Raw genomic sequence first — 16102 nt, forward strand, 5'->3', positions numbered from 1 at the left:
CATCAGATTATCCCCAATTCTTTGCCGACCCTGCCAAATGCCGCGAGCGCCCGGTCTAATTCGTCGCGTGTTAGAGCCGCATTCATCTGCGTTCTGATTCGGGCCTGACCACGCGGCACGACAGGGAAGAAAAAGCCCGAAACATAGACGCCTTCGTCAAACAATCGCGATGCCATATCCTGCGCCAGGGTCGCTTCACCCAGCATGACCGGGATGATCGGGTGTTCGCCCGGAAGTAGGTCGAAGCCGAGATTCTCTAACCCGGCGCGCCAGTACTTGGCATTGCCGAACAATTGGGCGCGCAGCATGTCACCTTCTTCAACCAGACGGATTGCCTCAAGCCCTGCGGCAACGATGGACGGCGGCAGCGAGTTTGAGAACAGATAGGGCCGCGCCCGCTGCCGCAGCAGGTCGATCACTGGCTGCGGCCCGGCGATATAACCGCCGATTGCCCCCCCAAGTGCCTTGCCCAAAGTTCCCGTCAGAATATCCACGTCGACGCCGAAGTGGTCCGGCGTGCCCGCTCCGTTTGGCCCCATAAAGCCGGTGGCGTGGCAGTCATCGACCATCACGATGGCGTCGTATTTGTTGGCCAGCTCGCGAATCTTCGGCAGATTGGCCAGATAGCCATCCATTGAGAACACGCCATCGGTTGCGATCATGATATGCCGCGCCCCGTCCTCGCGCGCTTGTTTCAGCCACGCTTCGAGGTCATTCATGTCGTTGTTCATGTGGCGATAGCGTTTTGCCTTACACAGCCGTACCCCGTCGATGATCGAGGCATGATTTAGACTGTCAGAGATAATGGCGTCTTCGGGCCCTAACAAAGGCTCAAACAACCCGCCATTGGCGTCGAAGCAGGCAGCGAACAGAATTGAATCGTCCTTGTTCAGGAACTTTGCCAGCTTCTGCTCAAGTTCACGATGAATGTCCTGCGTACCGCAGATGAACCGGACCGAGGCCATGCCGAACCCCTTGGGCTCCATTGCGCCTTTGGCGGCGTTGATCAGCGCAGGGTGATCGGCCAAACCCAGATAGTTGTTGGCGCACAGGTTGATCACCTGCTTGTCGCCCACTGTAATCTCACCGCCCTGAGGCGAGGTGATCATTCGTTCGCGCTTGTACAGACCCTCTGCCTCAATCTGCGCGAGTGTATCCGAAATATGGGACAGGAATGCATCAGCCATGGCGACCTCCGTTAATCTGAGTCGCACGTCTAACATAGCGGATGAAATTCCCAAATAGGAGAATTACAGTATTTGGGAAAAATATCCGTGAAGGCGGAATCTTGCCCGTTCAGGCGTTTTTTACGATCAGGAAAACGCGGGCCGGGTTTTCAGCGCTTATCGAATGCGTAATATCGGCGGCATACCGGGCGGTATCCCCTTGTTTCAGATCGCTGGATGCCGTTCCCGAAGTGACACGGACGGCGCCTTCCAGCACAGTCAGTTGCTCCCGTGCGCCGCGCGCATGAGGTTGGCTGTTTAGGCTCCCATTGGCCTGAAACTGAATATCATAGACCTCGTGTCCCCCGGCCTCTTCGGGGGGAGAGAGGATGCGAATCCGGCATTTATCGCCCATATTGTCGATACTGGGCACTTCTGCTTGACGCAGCACTTCGATCTGGTCGGTCGTTTTGGCGTCTTCCAAAAGTCCGGCGAAATCCACCTGCAGAGCGCGTGTCAGGTTCCACAGAGTCGAAATTGTGGGGCTGCTTTCGCCACGCTCGATCTGGCTGACCATGGAACGCGAGACGCCGCTGAGGTTGGCGACCGCCTCAAGCGACAGGCCTTTGGCGCGGCGCGCCTCTTTCAATCGGGCGGGCAGGCGCGTCAGAATATCGTCTGTGTTTTCCGTCATGACGGAATCCATGGGTGTTGCGCAACGTAATGTCAATTCCGGCGTGACAGTGAGTCTAATATGAAGATCATGCTGCAGGTGCATAATGGGCGCGAGACTTGGAGGAGAAAACATGACGGACATAGTAATACTGGACGGTGCGCGCACAGCCATCGGGACCTTTGGCGGTGCGTTGGCCTCGACCGCTCCGATCGATCTGGCGACCGTGGCGACCGAGGCGGCAATGGAGCGTTCGGGCGTTGAAGGCGCGCAGATTGATCATGTTGTCTTTGGTCATGTGATCAACACCGAACCGCGCGACATGTATCTGTCGCGAGTCGCCGCAATGCAGGCGGGTATTCCGAACGGGACTCCGGCGATGAACGTGAACCGGCTGTGCGGTTCGGGGGCGCAGGCAGTAGTGTCGGCGGTGCAGGCGCTGATGCTAGGCGATGCCGAGTTTGCCGTGGCGGGCGGTGCCGAAAGCATGTCGCGCAGCCCTTATGTCGTACCGCAGGCCCGTTGGGGGGCGAAGATGGGCGATGTCAAATCGCTCGACATGATGCTGGGCGCGCTGAACTGCCCATTCGGCACCGGGCATATGGGGGTGACCGCCGAGAATGTGGCGGATGAACACCAGATCAGCCGCGAACAGATGGACGCGTTTGCGCTGACCAGCCAGACCCGTGCGGCTGCGGCGATTGAGGCCGGGTATTTCGGCAGCCAGATCGCGCCGGTGCAGGTCAAGGTCAAGCGCGACATGGTCGACTTCAAGGTCGATGAACATCCCAAGGCCACCACTGCCGAGGCGCTGGCCGGATTGCGCCCGGTATTCCAGAAAGATGGGCGGGTGACGGCGGGCAACGCCTCGGGCATCAATGACGGCGCGGCGGCGATGGTGTTGGCGACAGCGGATGCTGCAGAAAAGGCGGGCTTGAATCCCAAAGCGCGCGTGATTGGCTATGCCCATGCCGGCGTGCGACCCGAGGTGATGGGCATCGGCCCGGTTCCAGCTGTGCAGAACCTGTTCGCAAAGACGGGTCTGTCTTCGGATGATTTCGACGTGATCGAAAGCAACGAGGCGTTTGCGGCGCAAGCTCTGGCCGTCAATCAGGAATTGGGTCTGGACGCTGCAAAGGTGAATCCGAACGGTGGGGCTATTGCACTGGGCCATCCGGTGGGCGCCACAGGGGCGATTATCACGCTTAAGGCATTGTATGAGTTGGAGCGTATTGGCGGATCGAAAGGTCTGATCACCATGTGCATCGGCGGAGGTCAGGGGATTGCCCTCGCCATCGAGCGGCTCTGAGTTGGACCGGGGCAAGGGGGGGCTGTCTGCCCCCCATCGCGCCGGGGCGCGATTCCCCCCGAAGGTATTTTTGGCCAGATGAAGCGGTCGGGTTGGTTTAGCTGAGTGCGAAGATGACAAGCGTCGCGGCTATGCCTGCGGCCGCGCCGATCGCTGCTGGCAGAAGGTTTGCGATGAAACCCGGTGTCTTTGGGTCGTCTTTTTGGGTCTGGGCAATCAGGGCATTTTCCACCAGACCGGGCAAGCGGGGACCGAAACGGGCAAGCACCAGGGCGGTTTTACCGAAATCGCGCAGGGCGGCGCGGGGGCCGATGGATTGTTTGATGTAATCCTCGACCACCGGTCGGGCGACCTCCCAGATGTTCATGTGATCATCAAGCGAGCGGGCGACGCCTTCGACCACCACCATGGTGCGTTGCAGCAGGATCAGCTCGGTGCGGGTTTCCATGCCAAAGCGTTCAGTGACTTCGAACAGGTAGCTCAGCAGCCGACCCATCGAGATATGGGTGGCGTCCATGCCGAAGATCGGCTCACCTACCGCGCGCAAGGCGCGGGCGAATTCGTCGACGTCCTGATTGGCAGGCACATAGCCTGCTTCGAAATGGACTTCAGCCACGCGTTTATAGTCGCGGCGGATGAAACCAAAGAGAATCTCGGCATATACCCGGCGAGTATATTCATCGATATGACCCATGATGCCGTAGTCATAGGCGATAATGTCCCCGTTCGCAGCGACCTTGAGGTTGCCTTGGTGCATGTCGGCGTGAAAATAGCCGTCGCGTAGCGCGTGCAATAGGAACAGGCGGAGCACGCGCTCAGCCAGATCGCGGCGATTATGTCCGGCAGCGTCCAGCGCATTGTTATCTCCCAAGGGAATGCCATCAGCCCAGCTGAGCGTCATGACGCGGCGTGCGGATAGCGACCAGACCACCGGAGGCAGCCAGAATCCGGCATCATCCTTGGTATTGGCAGCGTATTCTGAGGCGGCGGCACTTTCCAGACGCAGGTCCAACTCGCCGCGTACTACGCCGTCGAAATGCTCGATCACTTCCATCGGGCGTAGTCGGCGCGCTCCGGGGGCGCAAAGTTGCACCATACGCGCGGCGAAATAGAACGCGTCTACATCCTTGCGGAAGGCGCGCTCGATACCCGGTCTCAGGACTTTGACAGCAACGTCTTCGCCTGTGCTGGTCAGCTTGGCCTTGTGAACCTGAGCAATCGAGGCAGCGGCAATAGGTTCACTGAACTCGCTGAATATCTCTGACGTCGGTTGGCCTAACTCTTTCTCGACCTCTGCCATTGCTTCAGCTTTGGAAAAGGGCGGCAGCTTGTCTTGCAGAACACGCAATTGCTCGGCCAGCTCATTTCCCACCACGTCGGGGCGGGTCGAAAGCACCTGCCCGAATTTGATGTAAGCCGGACCCAATGCGGTCAGGGCACGGGTGGCGGGCGGCATCTCGGGGTCGCCCTTGTAGCCCAGCCATTGGAACGGTTTGCCCAGCGTATGCGCCAGAATACGTACGGCGCGCGGTGCCTCGAATGCATCCAATACGACGTTCATGGCACCGGTACGTTCCAGTGTGGCGCCTGTGCGGATCAGGCGGATGATGTTGTGAGGGCCGCGCATCTAGATCTTCCAGCCAGAATGCAGTGCGGCAATGCCCATGCTCAGGTTGCGGTATTTGGCGTTTTCGAACCCGGCGGTGCGGACCATGTTCAGGAATGTCTCCTGATCCGGGAACTTGCGGATCGACTCCACCAGATACTGGTAGCTGTCGTAGTCATTGGCGATCAGCTTGCCCATGCGCGGGATGACGTTGAAGCTGTAGAGATCATAGAGCTTTTGCAGCCCGTCATTGGGTAGTTGGCTGAATTCCAGTACCATCAGGCGTCCACCGGGTTTCAACACGCGGAAGGCTTCGTTCAGCGCCTCTTGCGGGCGGGTGACGTTCCGGATGCCGAAGGAGATGGTGTAGACGTCGAAGGTGTTATCCTCAAAGGGCAGCGCCATCGCATCGCCCACCACCCAATTCAGGCTGTCGGACATCTGGTCGGCCTCGGCGCGCTGGCGGCCCTCGACCAGCATCGGCTCGGTCAGGTCCAGCACGGTAGCATGGCCGTGGCCTGCGCGCTTCAGAAAGCGGAACGAGATATCGCCGGTGCCGCCCGCCACATCCAGAAGCCGCTGACCGGCGCGCGGGGCAAGCCAGTCCATCATCGCGTCTTTCCAGACCCGGTGGATGCCCATCGACATCACGTCGTTCATCACGTCGTATTTCGAGGCGACCGAATTGAACACGCCCTGTACGCGGCCGGCTTTTTCAGCCTCGCGCACGGTTTCGAACCCGAAATGGGTGGTCTTGTCGTTTGTGTCGGACATTTGCCTTGCCGTTTGTCGAATTTCGCCTCTGTTATAGGGCGATAAGAGGCGGGCACAATGCGGCCCTTTGGAATAGGAGCCCTGTAATGCCCGAATTGCCCGAGGTCGAGACAGTAAGACGCGGCCTGAGCCCTGCAATGGAGGGCGCAGTGATCGAAAGGGCGGATGTGAATCGCCCCGATTTGCGTTGGCCTTTCCCGGCTCGCATGGCCGAGCGGCTGACGGGGCAACGGGTGGATCGGCTGCGGCGACGGTCGAAGTACATTCTGGCGGATCTCAGCAGTGCCGAGACGTTGTTGATCCATCTGGGCATGTCGGGGCGGATGACGGTCTCTGGCGATCCGCTCGGACAGTATGCGCATGAGCATCCGATGGCGCAGAAACATGATCACGTGGTGTTTCATATGGCTAATGGCGCACGCATCACCTTCAACGATCCGCGCCGGTTCGGGGCAATGGACCTGCTGCCGACGGCAACGGCGGAGCAGCACAAGCTGCTATCGGTTCTGGGTCCTGAACCGTTGGGTAATGATTTTCACGAACAGCACCTGATAGACGCCTTCAAAGGCAAGAACAGCCCGGTCAAATCAGCGTTGTTGGATCAGGGAATCGTTGCTGGTTTGGGTAATATTTACGTCTGCGAAGCGCTTTATCGCGGCAAGGTGTCGCCACGTCGCAAAGCCGGACAGATTTCTGCGCCACGCGTTGCGGCCCTTGTGCCGATCATCAGAAAAGTGTTGCAGGACGCGATTGAAGCGGGTGGGTCATCGCTGCGTGATTTCCGCCAAGCCGATGGAGAACTTGGATATTTTCAACACAGTTTCGACGTCTACGGCCGCGAAGGAGAGCCTTGTCGAACCGAGGGTTGTGGCGCTGAAATCAAGAGAATCACCCAGTCCGGTCGCTCATCCTTCTATTGCGCGCAATGCCAAAGATAACTTGATCCAGCGAAATCGCGTGATAAGGAATCGTACCTGAACGGAACAACCGGAAGCTTACACCTCATGGCTTTTGAGACGATCATCGTCGAAATCGAAGACCACGTCGCCCTTATCAAGCTCAACCGCCCCGATGCGATGAACGCGCTGAACACCCAGTTGCTGGGTGAGCTGTGCGATGCGCTGGAAGATGCGGATAGCAATGACAAAGTGCGCTGCATCGTCATCACCGGCTCGGACAAGGCCTTTGCCGCCGGTGCGGACATTAAGGAAATGTCCGAGATGAGTTTTGTCGATGTATTCGACGTCAATCTGTTTGCAGACGCCAACGATAGGGTTTCCGCGATCCGTAAACCTATCATCGCTGCCGTTGCCGGTTACGCGCTGGGCGGCGGCTGTGAACTGGCGATGCTGTGCGATTTCATCATCGCTGCCGACACCGCCAAGTTCGGCCAGCCCGAGATCAATCTGGGCGTCATCGCGGGGCTTGGTGGCAGTCAGCGTCTGACCCGCTTCGTTGGTAAGTCCAAATCGATGGACATGAACCTGACAGGCCGCTTCATGGACGCGGAAGAGGCCGAGCGCGCCGGATTGGTAAGTCGGGTTGTGCCCGCCAAAAAGCTGATCGAAGAGGCAACCGGTGCGGCGCAGAAGATTGCAGAGAAATCGCAGATCACGGCCATCGCGGCCAAAGAGGCTGTGAACCGCAGCTATGAGCTGCCGCTGAGCGAAGGCATGCTGTTTGAGCGTCGGGTGTTCCATTCGATGTTCGCGACAGAGGACCAGAAAGAAGGCATGGCCGCGTTTCTGGAAAAACGTGCGGCTCAGTTCCGCGACAAGTGATCATAATCGTCGCTTAGTGATATTAGGCGGGCAGACCCCGCCTTTTTCCCTCATCACATACTGGAAGAATCAGCTTGGCAAACCTGCCAAACTTGGATAGAGACCGCCGTCATACATGCGCGTGCGGCCCGCTTGGCCCGACTCACACTCGTGATTTCTGATCCGGTGCGGATATGTCCGTGGCGCACAACCCAAGATAACCGTACCGAACAAAAGGTCAGAGACACATGGCAAATTCGCCCCAGGCAAAGAAACGCGCCCGTCAGAACGAAAAGCGCTTCGCCGTCAACAAAGCGCGTCGTTCGCGCATCCGTACCCACCTGCGCAAAGTTGAAGAAGCGATCGCATCCGGCGACAAGGACGCGGCTACCGCAGCCCTGCGCGCCGCTCAGCCCGAGTTGATGCGTGGCGTCACCAAAGGCGTCTTCCACAAGAACACCGCTGCCCGCAAAATGTCGCGCCTGTCGGCGCGCGTCAAAGCGCTGGGCTGATTCTTTGGGAAAACGCGTCAAGCGTTGATTTGCGAAAAAGGCGTCGCTGATTGCGACGCCTTTTTCATTGTTGCCGGAAAGCCGCGTCTTCACGAAGCCGAGAGATTCTTTCGCCCAGAACCCCGAGTCAATATCAGAGTTTCGTTGCCCGGACCCTTGGGCTCTTGCTACGACTTAATCAGCGATTCACTCGCTTGGGGGGACAGGCTGTTCCAAGGATCTGACCGACGGGCATCGGAAAGATTTAGGAACGAATGTTCGAAAGCTGGCTTCGGTCAGTTGGACGATCTGCTCTGGGTCTCGGGTTAGCCGAAGATCCTGGCCCTGTCGATAAATTGGAATATCATGCGCATCCCGGATTCCGGGTGTGCCCCCATTTTGGGGCCGTGCTGTATTGGACTGCGATGATATTCGAGCGTACCCGCCAGACCATCAGGTTTGGCGAAACGTTCCCTTGTGTGTGAGCGCCATAAAGGCCCGTAATTCGGGACACATTAAAAAAGGCCTTAAGGCCAATAATGAATGGGATGCGTGAGGCGCCGAATGACACAAGAGAAATGGGGACAACTGCGTAGCAAATTGATGAAGGCGGTTGGGAAGAACAATTTTACCACCTGGATTGAACCCTTGGAGTTTCAGGAGTTGCAGGATGGTGTAGCGGTGTTCTCGGTGCCGACCAACTTCATGGGCAACTATGTCAGTCAGAATTTTGCGGACCTTATTCTCTATGAGTTGAACACATCGGGCGAAAAGGTTCAGCGCTTGGCATTTCGCACAGCGGCCAATTCGTCAGCCCGTCCCACATTGGTGGAAGAGTCCAAGCCATCTCCCGCGCCAGAAACCCGGCCCGCTGTTACAGATACAGCCAACGATGCGCTTGAAGCACTACAGGCTGCGCCACTGGATGCACGGTTTACCTTTGATAGCTTTGTTGTTGGCAAACCCAACGAACTTGCACATGCCGCAGCTCGCCGCGTATCCGAGGGCGGCCCGGTAACTTTCAACCCGCTCGTGCTCTACGGCGGTGTTGGACTGGGTAAAACCCACCTGATGCACGCGATTGCGTGGGAGTTGAAAACCAAGCACCCCGAGTTGAATGTGCTTTATCTGTCAGCAGAACAGTTCATGTATCGCTTTGTGCAGGCTTTGCGTGAACGCCGCATGATGGATTTCAAGCACTTGTTCCGTTCGGTCGATGTGCTGATGGTCGATGACGTGCAGTTCATCGCTGGCAAGGATTCGACGCAGGAAGAGTTTTTCCACACGTTCAACGCGCTGGTGGATCAGAACAAGCAGATCATCATCTCGGCCGACCGCGCGCCGGGCGAGATCAAGGACCTTGAAGACCGCGTAAAGTCACGCCTGCAATGTGGCCTTGTCGTCGATCTTCATCCCACAGACTACGAATTGCGTCTGGGAATCCTGCAGAACAAAGTGCAGCAGTACAGCAGCACTTATCCCGATCTGACCATTGCTGATGGTGTATTGGAGTTCCTTGCACACCGCATCTCGACCAATGTGCGCGTGCTGGAAGGGGCGCTGACCCGCCTTTTTGCCTTTGCCTCGCTGGTCGGGCGCGAGATCGATATGGAGCTGACGCAGGATTGTCTGGCCGATGTACTGCGCGCCTCCGAGCGCAAGATCACCGTCGAAGAGATCCAGCGAAAGGTCTCGGATTATTACAACATCCGCCTCAGCGATATCATCGGCCCTAAACGCCTGCGGTCCTATGCGCGTCCGCGTCAGGTGGCGATGTATCTGTGCAAGCAACTGACCAGTCGGTCGCTGCCTGAGATTGGCCGTCGATTTGGCGGGCGCGACCACACCACGGTCATGCATGGCGTGAAGCGCATCGAAGAGCTGAAGTTGACCGATGGCCAGATTGCCGAAGATGTTGAGATGCTGCGCCGGGCCTTGGAAGCCTAAACCGCACTGAATCCTTGAAAAACACCCCGGACTATTACGTTCGGGGTGTTTTCTTGTGCGCTATTGTCCACGGTTGAGAATGATCTGGTGTGTTTCACGCGCGCTGCTCTTGACCACCGAGGCAATCCGACCCAGAAATCCGTAAAAAATCCTTGTGCCTCAGGGCTGAGACGCTAACGTGCCAGTCCCGCCTATTTCGGCACGCAAGTCAAAGGAACAGAGGGTATGAAGATCAGCATCGAACGCGGCACCCTTCTCAAGGCCGTTTCGCAGGCCCAGTCAGTTGTCGAACGTCGCAACACGATTCCCATACTTGCCAACGTGCTGATCGAGGCCGAAGGCGATCAGGCGCTGTTTCGTGCCACCGATCTGGACATCGAAGTGGTCGACAAGGCCCCCGCGCAAGTCGAGAAAGCGGGCGCTACGACTGTTGCGGCCACAACGCTACATGAGATCGTACGCAAGCTGCCCGATGGGGCGCTGGTGACCCTGACCGCAGATAGTGCAGCTGGGCGGTTGACCGTGGAAGCGGGGCGCTCGAATTTTTCTCTGGCCACGCTGCCGAAAGAAGATTTCCCGGTTATGGCGTCTTCAGAATACCAATCGAACTTTACGGCGTCGGCGGCATTGTTGCGCCGGCTGTTCGATAAATCGAAGTTTGCCATTTCCACGGAAGAGACGAGATACTATTTGAACGGCGTTTACATGCACGTTGCGGATGGTTCCGAGGGCGGCAAGGTACTGCGTTGCGTGGCGACTGATGGTCACCGCTTGGCACGGATCGATGCGGATCTGCCGGATGGTGCAGCGGATATGCCGGGCGTGATCGTGCCCCGCAAAACCGTGGGCGAACTGCGCAAGCTGCTGGATGATGACGAGATGGACATCGCCGTCTCTGTCAGCGAAACCAAGGTGCGGTTTGCAACGCCTGACATCACGCTCACCTCGAAAGTGATCGACGGAACGTTCCCGGATTACACACGTGTCATCCCGCAAGGTAACACGCGCAAGTTAGAAGTGGACGCGGCTGAATTCGCGCAGGCCGTGGATCGAGTGGCGACAGTTTCGTCCGAACGGTCGCGGGCCGTCAAACTGCAGTTGGATGCGGATAAGCTGGTTCTGTCAGTGAATGCACCCGACAGTGGCGCGGCTGAGGAAGAGCTGGCAGTTGCTTACGGGGATGAGCGCCTGGAGATCGGGTTCAACGCAAAGTATCTGCTCGAAATCGCGTCTCAGGTGGATCGTGAAAATGCGGTGTTTATGTTCAACTCGGCGGGTGATCCGACACTGATGCGCGAAGGCAACGACCAAAGCGCGGTATATGTCGTAATGCCGATGCGCGTCTGATTGCCTCGACTGGGTGATCTCTAACGAAAGAGAGGGGTCATGGGATTGGCCCTGACCGAGCTTACGGTCTCGCATTTTCGGTCTCATAAGCTGGCGCGCCTGTCGTTGGACGGGCGGCCAGTGGCGATCCATGGGCCAAACGGGGCCGGTAAGACCAACATCCTGGAAGCGGTTTCTCTGTTTTCACCCGGGCGCGGGATGCGGCGGGCAAGCGCCGCTGAGATGACACGGCGCCCCGAGGCGCTGGGGTGGAAGCTGATTGGGCTATTGAATGCGCAAGGACAGAATTTCGAGATTGAAACCTGGTCCGAAGGTGGTGCGGCGCGGCAAGTGCGGATTGATGAGAAAACCTCAAGCCAGATTGAATTGGGAAAGCTGGCGCGGGTAGTTTGGTTAATCCCATCGATGGACCGTCTCTGGATCGAAGGGGCCGAAGGGCGACGGCGGTTCCTCGACAGAATCGCGCTGAGTTTTGATCCTGCACATGCCGAGGCATCTCTGACCTATGAAAAAGCGATGCGCGAGCGGAACCGGTTGCTGAAAGAACAAGTTCGCGATGCCCATTGGTACGCGGCGCTGGAAGGGCAGATGGCTGAGATGGGGCATCGCATCCACGCCGCGCGGTTGAGTGCGTTGGAGTATCTGCGCGCAGCACAGGACAAAGCTGAGACGGCCTTTCCGTCAGCGGATCTCGAATTGGTTCAAACCGAAGGTGCAATGCCTGAGACGGCGGAAGACTTGCGAGAAGCTTTGGATGAAAGCCGGTTTCGCGATCTGGCCGCCGGGCGGACTTTGGTCGGCCCGCATCGATCAGACCTGTATGGTGTATATTCCGCCAAGGGCGTTCCTGCCAAAGATTGCTCGACCGGTGAGCAGAAAGCACTGCTGGTATCGCTGATCCTATCAAACGCGCGAGCGTTGGCGGAGATGGTTGGAGCACCTCCTATTGTATTGCTGGATGAGGTGGCCGCGCATCTGGATGCGGGTCGGCGCGCTGCGTTGTATGATGAGATTTGTGCGCTGGGTGCACAGGCCTGGATGACGGGCACCGGGCCTGAGCTATTTGCAGAATTGGGGGATCGAGCCCAAACGCTGGTCGTTACCGAAGGTGACGAGGGCTCGGTCGTCAGCGTTTAGGCAGGCTCGCCGACTTTGCGTTCCCAAAGGAAGCCGCGCATCACTTCGTCGACCGGGGTTTTGGCCATGTGGTTGACGTAGTTCGACATGGTTTTTTGTGCCAGACCCAGTACGACATCCAGGACCGCACGGTGGGAATAGCCAGCGTCAAAGAAGGCCTGCAGCTGTTCCTCAGTCGGGTTTCCACGGGTTTCCATCACTTGCAGGGTAAAGGTGCGTAGCGCTTCCAGCTTGGCCGTGGGCAGCGGAGTTTCGTTGCGCAGCGCCTCGGTGATCTCGTCAGAGACTTTCATCATCTTTGCGATGCCGGTATGCGCAGGCACACAGTAATGGCATTCGTTTTCGACATTGATGGTTTGCCAGACAACGGTTTTTTCGTCGTTGTTGAAATCGGTCTGCAGAAACAGGCCGTGCAGAACCTGATAGCCTTCCAGATGCTGGGGGCTCTCGGCCATTACTTTATGAAGACCGGGCAGGCGGCCGAATGCAGCCTGAGATTTCTCAAGCAGCGGCTTGGACCCTTCCGGGGCGGTTTCTAGGTCGTGAGACGGGAAATTGGCCATGTCAAAACTCCTGTTTCTGGCGCGATGAGTCGTATTTAGGGTTTCTTGAGCGATCACTCAAGTATATATTTGAGCGAACGTTCAAGAATTGGTGAAACGATGCCCCGCAAACCCTCATATGACCGAGACGCGCTTATCGCGCAGGCGCGAGATATTTTCTGGCGTCACGGCTGGGCGGGGACGTCGCTTAAGGATCTCGAGCGAGAGCTGAAGCTGAAACCGGGCAGCTTCTACGCGGCATTCGGGTCGAAAGATGCGCTCTACGCGCTGGCGTTAGAGCGGTATACTCAGGAAGGGGTTGCCAATATGAAGGCTTTGGCGCAGGAATTAGGCCCGCTTGGTGCTCTTAAGGTGCAACCTTGTCGTGTGATCGAGGCGTCGGAACTGCCAACAAAAGCCTGCATGTTGGCGAAGACTTATGCGGAATTGCAAGCCAAAGACCATGATTTGGCTGATCAGGCGCAAACCCACATGGCTGACATGAAAGCTTGTTTTGCGGACCTCTTTCGCAGCGCGCAGAAGGCCGGAGAAATCGCGCCAAGTCATGACCCGGATCGCTTGGCGGCGCGCTATCAATCCGACCTTCTGGGGTTGCGATTGTCAGCCGAACGGGACGATGTGAACGCGGCAGAAATCGCCGAGGATATTGCAGCAGACCTTGATCGGCTTTGATCCGCAAATTAAGCGGATCAGAACCACAAAATATGGGGGGAGCACGTGACAATCCCCACCAGAAAACGTATAAGTTACCAAAATAATATAGGTACTAACGGCATGTCCGAAGACGCACAGGCACCCCAAGAATACGGCGCTGATTCCATCAAAGTTCTCAAAGGCTTAGAGGCAGTTCGCAAACGTCCCGGTATGTATATCGGGGATACGGATGATGGTTCGGGTCTGCACCATATGGTGTACGAGGTTGTCGATAACGGAATTGACGAGGCACTGGCCGGTCATGCCGACCATGTGACTGTAAAAATTCACGCGGATTCCAGCGTTTCGGTCAGCGACAATGGACGTGGAATCCCGGTGGATATCCACCCCGAGGAAGGCGTTTCAGCGGCTGAAGTCATCATGACCCAACTGCACGCTGGCGGTAAGTTCGACAGCAACTCGTACAAGGTGTCAGGCGGTCTGCATGGAGTGGGCGTCTCGGTGGTGAATGCGCTATCCGATTGGCTGGAACTGCGCATTTGGCGGGCCGGCAAGGAACATGTGGCGCGTTTTGAGGGCGGTGAGACGGCGGAACATCTGAAAGTCGTCGGCGAGTGCGGCGATCGCACGGGAACCGAGGTACGATTTCTGGCCTCGACCAACACGTTTTCGAACCTCGAATACTCGTTTGAAACGCTGGAAAAGCGCTTGCGCGAGCTGGCTTTCCTGAACTCGGGCGTGCGGATCATCCTGATCGACGAGCGCCCTGCTGAGCGGCTGGAAACCGAGCTGTTCTACGAGGGCGGCGTAAAAGAGTTTGTCAAATATCTCGACCGGTCCAAGACCCCGGCGATGCCCGAACCGATTTATATCAAGGGCGAGCGTGACGATATCGGCGTGGAAATCGCCATGTGGTGGAACGACAGTTATCATGAGACCGTACTGCCCTTCACCAATAACATCCCGCAGCGCGATGGCGGCACCCATGTGGCTGGGTTCCGCGGCGCGCTGACCCGGACGATCAACAACTATGCGCAGTCCAGCGGCATCGCAAAGAAGGAAAAGGTCAGCTTCACCGGTGACGATGCACGCGAAGGCCTGACCTGCGTGTTGTCTGTGAAAGTGCCCGATCCGAAATTCTCGTCCCAGACCAAGGACAAGTTGGTCAGCTCTGAGGTGCGCCCGGCGGTCGAAGGTCTGATGAACGAGAAGCTGGCTGAATGGTTCGAAGAGAACCCGAATGAGGCTAAGGGGATTGTCGGTAAGATCATCGAGGCAGCTTTAGCGCGCGAGGCCGCCCGTAAAGCCCGCGAACTGACCCGCCGCAAGACTGCGATGGATGTGAACTATCTGGCTGGTAAGCTGAAGGATTGCTCTGAAAAAGATCCGTCCAAGACTGAAGTTTTCCTGGTCGAGGGGGACTCGGCTGGTGGTTCTGCTCAGACCGGTCGGGATCGGCTGACTCAGGCTGTTCTGCCTTTGCGTGGCAAAATCTTGAACGTGGAACGGGCGCGGTTTGACCGGATGTTGTCGAGCCAAGAGATCGGTAACCTCGTGATGGCGTTGGGCACCGGCATTGGCCGCGACGAATTCAACATCGAAAAACTGCGTTACCACAAAATCGTCATTATGACGGACGCAGATGTTGACGGCGCGCATATCCGCACCCTCTTGTTGACCTTCTTCTACCGGCAAATGCCAGAGTTGATCGAGGGCGGGTATCTCTACATCGCTCAACCACCGCTATACAAGGTTTCTAGAGGTAAATCAGAGGTTTACTTGAAGGACCAGGCTGCGCTGGATGATTATTTGATCAATCAGGGCGTCGAAGGCGCAGTACTTAAATTAGGCTCGGGCGAGGAAATCATCGGCCAGGACCTGACCCGCGTAGTGGATGAAGCGCGCCAGCTGAAGCGTGTGCTGGACGCCTTCCCAACGCATTATCCACGCCATATTCTGGAGCAGGCTGCTGTAGCCGGTGCTTTCGTGCCCGGCGCTGTTGATGCCGATTTGCAGGGCGTGGCCGACAAGGTCGCGGCGCGCCTTGACTTGATTGCACTGGAATACGAACGCGGCTGGCAAGGCCGCATCACACAGGATCACGGCATCCGCCTCGCGCGCATCCTGCGCGGTGTGGAAGAAGTGCGCACACTGGACGGCCCCATGTTGCGCTCGGGTGAGGCCCGTAAAACCGGCAGTTTCACCCAGAGCCTGCAAGAGGTCTACAACACCCCCGCAACGTTGGTGCGTCGTGATCGGGGTCAAGTCATACACGGCCCGCTCGACCTGCTGCGCGCGATTCTGGAAGAAGGCGAAAAGGGCTTGTCGCTGCAACGCTACAAAGGTTTGGGAGAGATGAACCCCGATCAACTCTGGGAAACAACGCTGGACCCGGACGCGCGGACCCTGTTGCAGGTACGCGTGGATGATATGGTCGAGGCCGATGATCTGTTCACCAAACTCATGGGTGATGTGGTGGAGCCGCGTCGTGAATTCATTCAAAAGAATGCTCTGAGCGTGGAGAATTTGGATTTTTGAGCGGTTGTAGGTTTGCGCATAACACTTCGCGCACCCCATAAGTTTGCGTAGTTTGCCCATAGTATTGCGCTGTGAGTTTCTGTCTGCCGCTCCGACGGATTAGATTAACTCAGGGCGCAACTCTAGCGGTTCTCGAC

Annotated in this window: 14 protein-coding genes; 9 read left to right on the plus strand and 5 right to left on the minus strand. The window is 57.5% G+C overall.

The window, feature by feature from the left end:
- Positions 1 to 2 precede the first annotated feature (2 nt).
- Positions 3 to 1187: a glycine C-acetyltransferase gene (locus ACR0BT_RS12705; RefSeq protein WP_480763282.1), complete on the minus strand. Its 1185-nt coding sequence runs from the start codon at positions 1185 to 1187 to the stop codon at positions 3 to 5.
- A gap of 109 nt (positions 1188 to 1296) precedes the next feature.
- A complete protein-coding gene (locus ACR0BT_RS12710; RefSeq protein WP_480763283.1) occupies positions 1297 to 1860 on the minus strand; it encodes a helix-turn-helix domain-containing protein in 564 nt (187 codons plus the stop codon).
- A 112-nt stretch (positions 1861 to 1972) separates the two neighbouring features.
- On the opposite strand from ACR0BT_RS12710, the gene ACR0BT_RS12715 reads away from it, so the two are divergent.
- On the plus strand, positions 1973 to 3148 hold the full coding sequence (locus ACR0BT_RS12715) for an acetyl-CoA C-acyltransferase family protein (RefSeq protein WP_480763284.1): 1176 nt from the start codon (positions 1973 to 1975) through the stop codon (positions 3146 to 3148).
- A 97-nt stretch (positions 3149 to 3245) separates the two neighbouring features.
- Here the strand turns inward: ACR0BT_RS12715 and ubiB are convergent, their stop codons facing one another.
- Positions 3246 to 4775, minus strand: coding sequence for a 2-polyprenylphenol 6-hydroxylase (ubiB, locus tag ACR0BT_RS12720; protein ID WP_170515664.1), 1530 nt, complete (start codon positions 4773 to 4775; stop codon positions 3246 to 3248).
- Positions 4776 to 5528 carry a bifunctional demethylmenaquinone methyltransferase/2-methoxy-6-polyprenyl-1,4-benzoquinol methylase UbiE gene (gene ubiE / locus ACR0BT_RS12725; RefSeq protein ID WP_170515342.1) on the minus strand — a complete coding sequence of 251 codons (753 nt, stop codon included), beginning with the start codon at positions 5526 to 5528 and terminating at the stop codon, positions 4776 to 4778.
- Between the two features lie 86 nt (positions 5529 to 5614).
- On the opposite strand from ubiE, the gene mutM reads away from it, so the two are divergent.
- The 6 genes from mutM to recF all read left to right on the plus strand — a co-directional run bounded on the left by mutM (position 5615) and on the right by recF (position 12210).
- Positions 5615 to 6466: a bifunctional DNA-formamidopyrimidine glycosylase/DNA-(apurinic or apyrimidinic site) lyase gene (mutM, locus tag ACR0BT_RS12730; RefSeq protein WP_170408657.1), complete on the plus strand. Its 852-nt coding sequence runs from the start codon at positions 5615 to 5617 to the stop codon at positions 6464 to 6466.
- Between the two features lie 66 nt (positions 6467 to 6532).
- Complete coding sequence (locus ACR0BT_RS12735; RefSeq protein WP_480763285.1) at positions 6533 to 7309, plus strand: enoyl-CoA hydratase; 777 nt, start codon at positions 6533 to 6535, stop codon at positions 7307 to 7309.
- Positions 7310 to 7536: 227 nt separating this feature from the next.
- Positions 7537 to 7800 (plus strand): 30S ribosomal protein S20, encoded by a 264-nt coding sequence (rpsT, locus tag ACR0BT_RS12740; protein WP_010442545.1) that lies wholly within the window; start codon positions 7537 to 7539, stop codon positions 7798 to 7800.
- Between the two features lie 543 nt (positions 7801 to 8343).
- The gene (gene dnaA, locus ACR0BT_RS12745) at positions 8344 to 9726 is read left to right on the plus strand and encodes a chromosomal replication initiator protein DnaA (protein ID WP_170395377.1); all 1383 of its coding nucleotides are present in this window, start codon (positions 8344 to 8346) and stop codon (positions 9724 to 9726) included.
- A gap of 225 nt (positions 9727 to 9951) precedes the next feature.
- A complete protein-coding gene (gene dnaN / locus ACR0BT_RS12750; protein WP_010442547.1) occupies positions 9952 to 11073 on the plus strand; it encodes a DNA polymerase III subunit beta in 1122 nt (373 codons plus the stop codon).
- Positions 11074 to 11112: 39 nt separating this feature from the next.
- Complete coding sequence (gene recF, locus ACR0BT_RS12755) at positions 11113 to 12210, plus strand: DNA replication/repair protein RecF (protein ID WP_170395379.1); 1098 nt, start codon at positions 11113 to 11115, stop codon at positions 12208 to 12210.
- Here recF and ACR0BT_RS12760 read toward each other — a convergent pair.
- Positions 12207 to 12773 (minus strand): carboxymuconolactone decarboxylase family protein, encoded by a 567-nt coding sequence (locus ACR0BT_RS12760; RefSeq protein WP_170423365.1) that lies wholly within the window; start codon positions 12771 to 12773, stop codon positions 12207 to 12209. The two genes, recF and ACR0BT_RS12760, sit on opposite strands and share 4 nt — an antisense overlap.
- Positions 12774 to 12872: 99 nt before the next feature.
- Here ACR0BT_RS12760 and ACR0BT_RS12765 point away from each other — a divergent pair, with 99 nt between their 5' ends.
- Together ACR0BT_RS12765 and gyrB are read left to right on the plus strand one after the other, a co-directional pair.
- A complete protein-coding gene (locus ACR0BT_RS12765) occupies positions 12873 to 13445 on the plus strand; it encodes a TetR/AcrR family transcriptional regulator (RefSeq protein ID WP_480763286.1) in 573 nt (190 codons plus the stop codon).
- Between the two features lie 102 nt (positions 13446 to 13547).
- Positions 13548 to 15965, plus strand: coding sequence for a DNA topoisomerase (ATP-hydrolyzing) subunit B (gene gyrB / locus ACR0BT_RS12770; protein WP_170395385.1), 2418 nt, complete (start codon positions 13548 to 13550; stop codon positions 15963 to 15965).
- Positions 15966 to 16102: the final 137 nt, after the last annotated feature.

The sequence above is a fragment of the Ruegeria sp. CJ6 genome (genome assembly GCF_056536665.1).

Excerpts from the sequence above, each read along its gene's own strand:
- ACR0BT_RS12710 (WP_480763283.1), bottom strand. The coding sequence starts at position 1,860 with ATGACGGAAAACACAGACGATATTCTGACGCGCCTGCCCGCCCGATTG.
- ACR0BT_RS12735 (WP_480763285.1), top strand. The coding sequence starts at position 6,533 with ATGGCTTTTGAGACGATCATCGTCGAAATCGAAGACCACGTCGCCCTT.
- rpsT (WP_010442545.1), top strand. The coding sequence starts at position 7,537 with ATGGCAAATTCGCCCCAGGCAAAGAAACGCGCCCGTCAGAACGAAAAG.
- ACR0BT_RS12715 (WP_480763284.1), top strand. The coding sequence starts at position 1,973 with ATGACGGACATAGTAATACTGGACGGTGCGCGCACAGCCATCGGGACC.
- dnaN (WP_010442547.1), top strand. The coding sequence starts at position 9,952 with ATGAAGATCAGCATCGAACGCGGCACCCTTCTCAAGGCCGTTTCGCAG.
- ACR0BT_RS12765 (WP_480763286.1), top strand. The coding sequence starts at position 12,873 with ATGCCCCGCAAACCCTCATATGACCGAGACGCGCTTATCGCGCAGGCG.
- dnaA (WP_170395377.1), top strand. The coding sequence starts at position 8,344 with ATGACACAAGAGAAATGGGGACAACTGCGTAGCAAATTGATGAAGGCG.
- recF (WP_170395379.1), top strand. The coding sequence starts at position 11,113 with ATGGGATTGGCCCTGACCGAGCTTACGGTCTCGCATTTTCGGTCTCAT.
- mutM (WP_170408657.1), top strand. The coding sequence starts at position 5,615 with ATGCCCGAATTGCCCGAGGTCGAGACAGTAAGACGCGGCCTGAGCCCT.
- gyrB (WP_170395385.1), top strand. The coding sequence starts at position 13,548 with ATGTCCGAAGACGCACAGGCACCCCAAGAATACGGCGCTGATTCCATC.
- ACR0BT_RS12760 (WP_170423365.1), bottom strand. The coding sequence starts at position 12,773 with ATGGCCAATTTCCCGTCTCACGACCTAGAAACCGCCCCGGAAGGGTCC.
- ubiB (WP_170515664.1), bottom strand. The coding sequence starts at position 4,775 with ATGCGCGGCCCTCACAACATCATCCGCCTGATCCGCACAGGCGCCACA.
- ubiE (WP_170515342.1), bottom strand. The coding sequence starts at position 5,528 with ATGTCCGACACAAACGACAAGACCACCCATTTCGGGTTCGAAACCGTG.
- ACR0BT_RS12705 (WP_480763282.1), bottom strand. The coding sequence starts at position 1,187 with ATGGCTGATGCATTCCTGTCCCATATTTCGGATACACTCGCGCAGATT.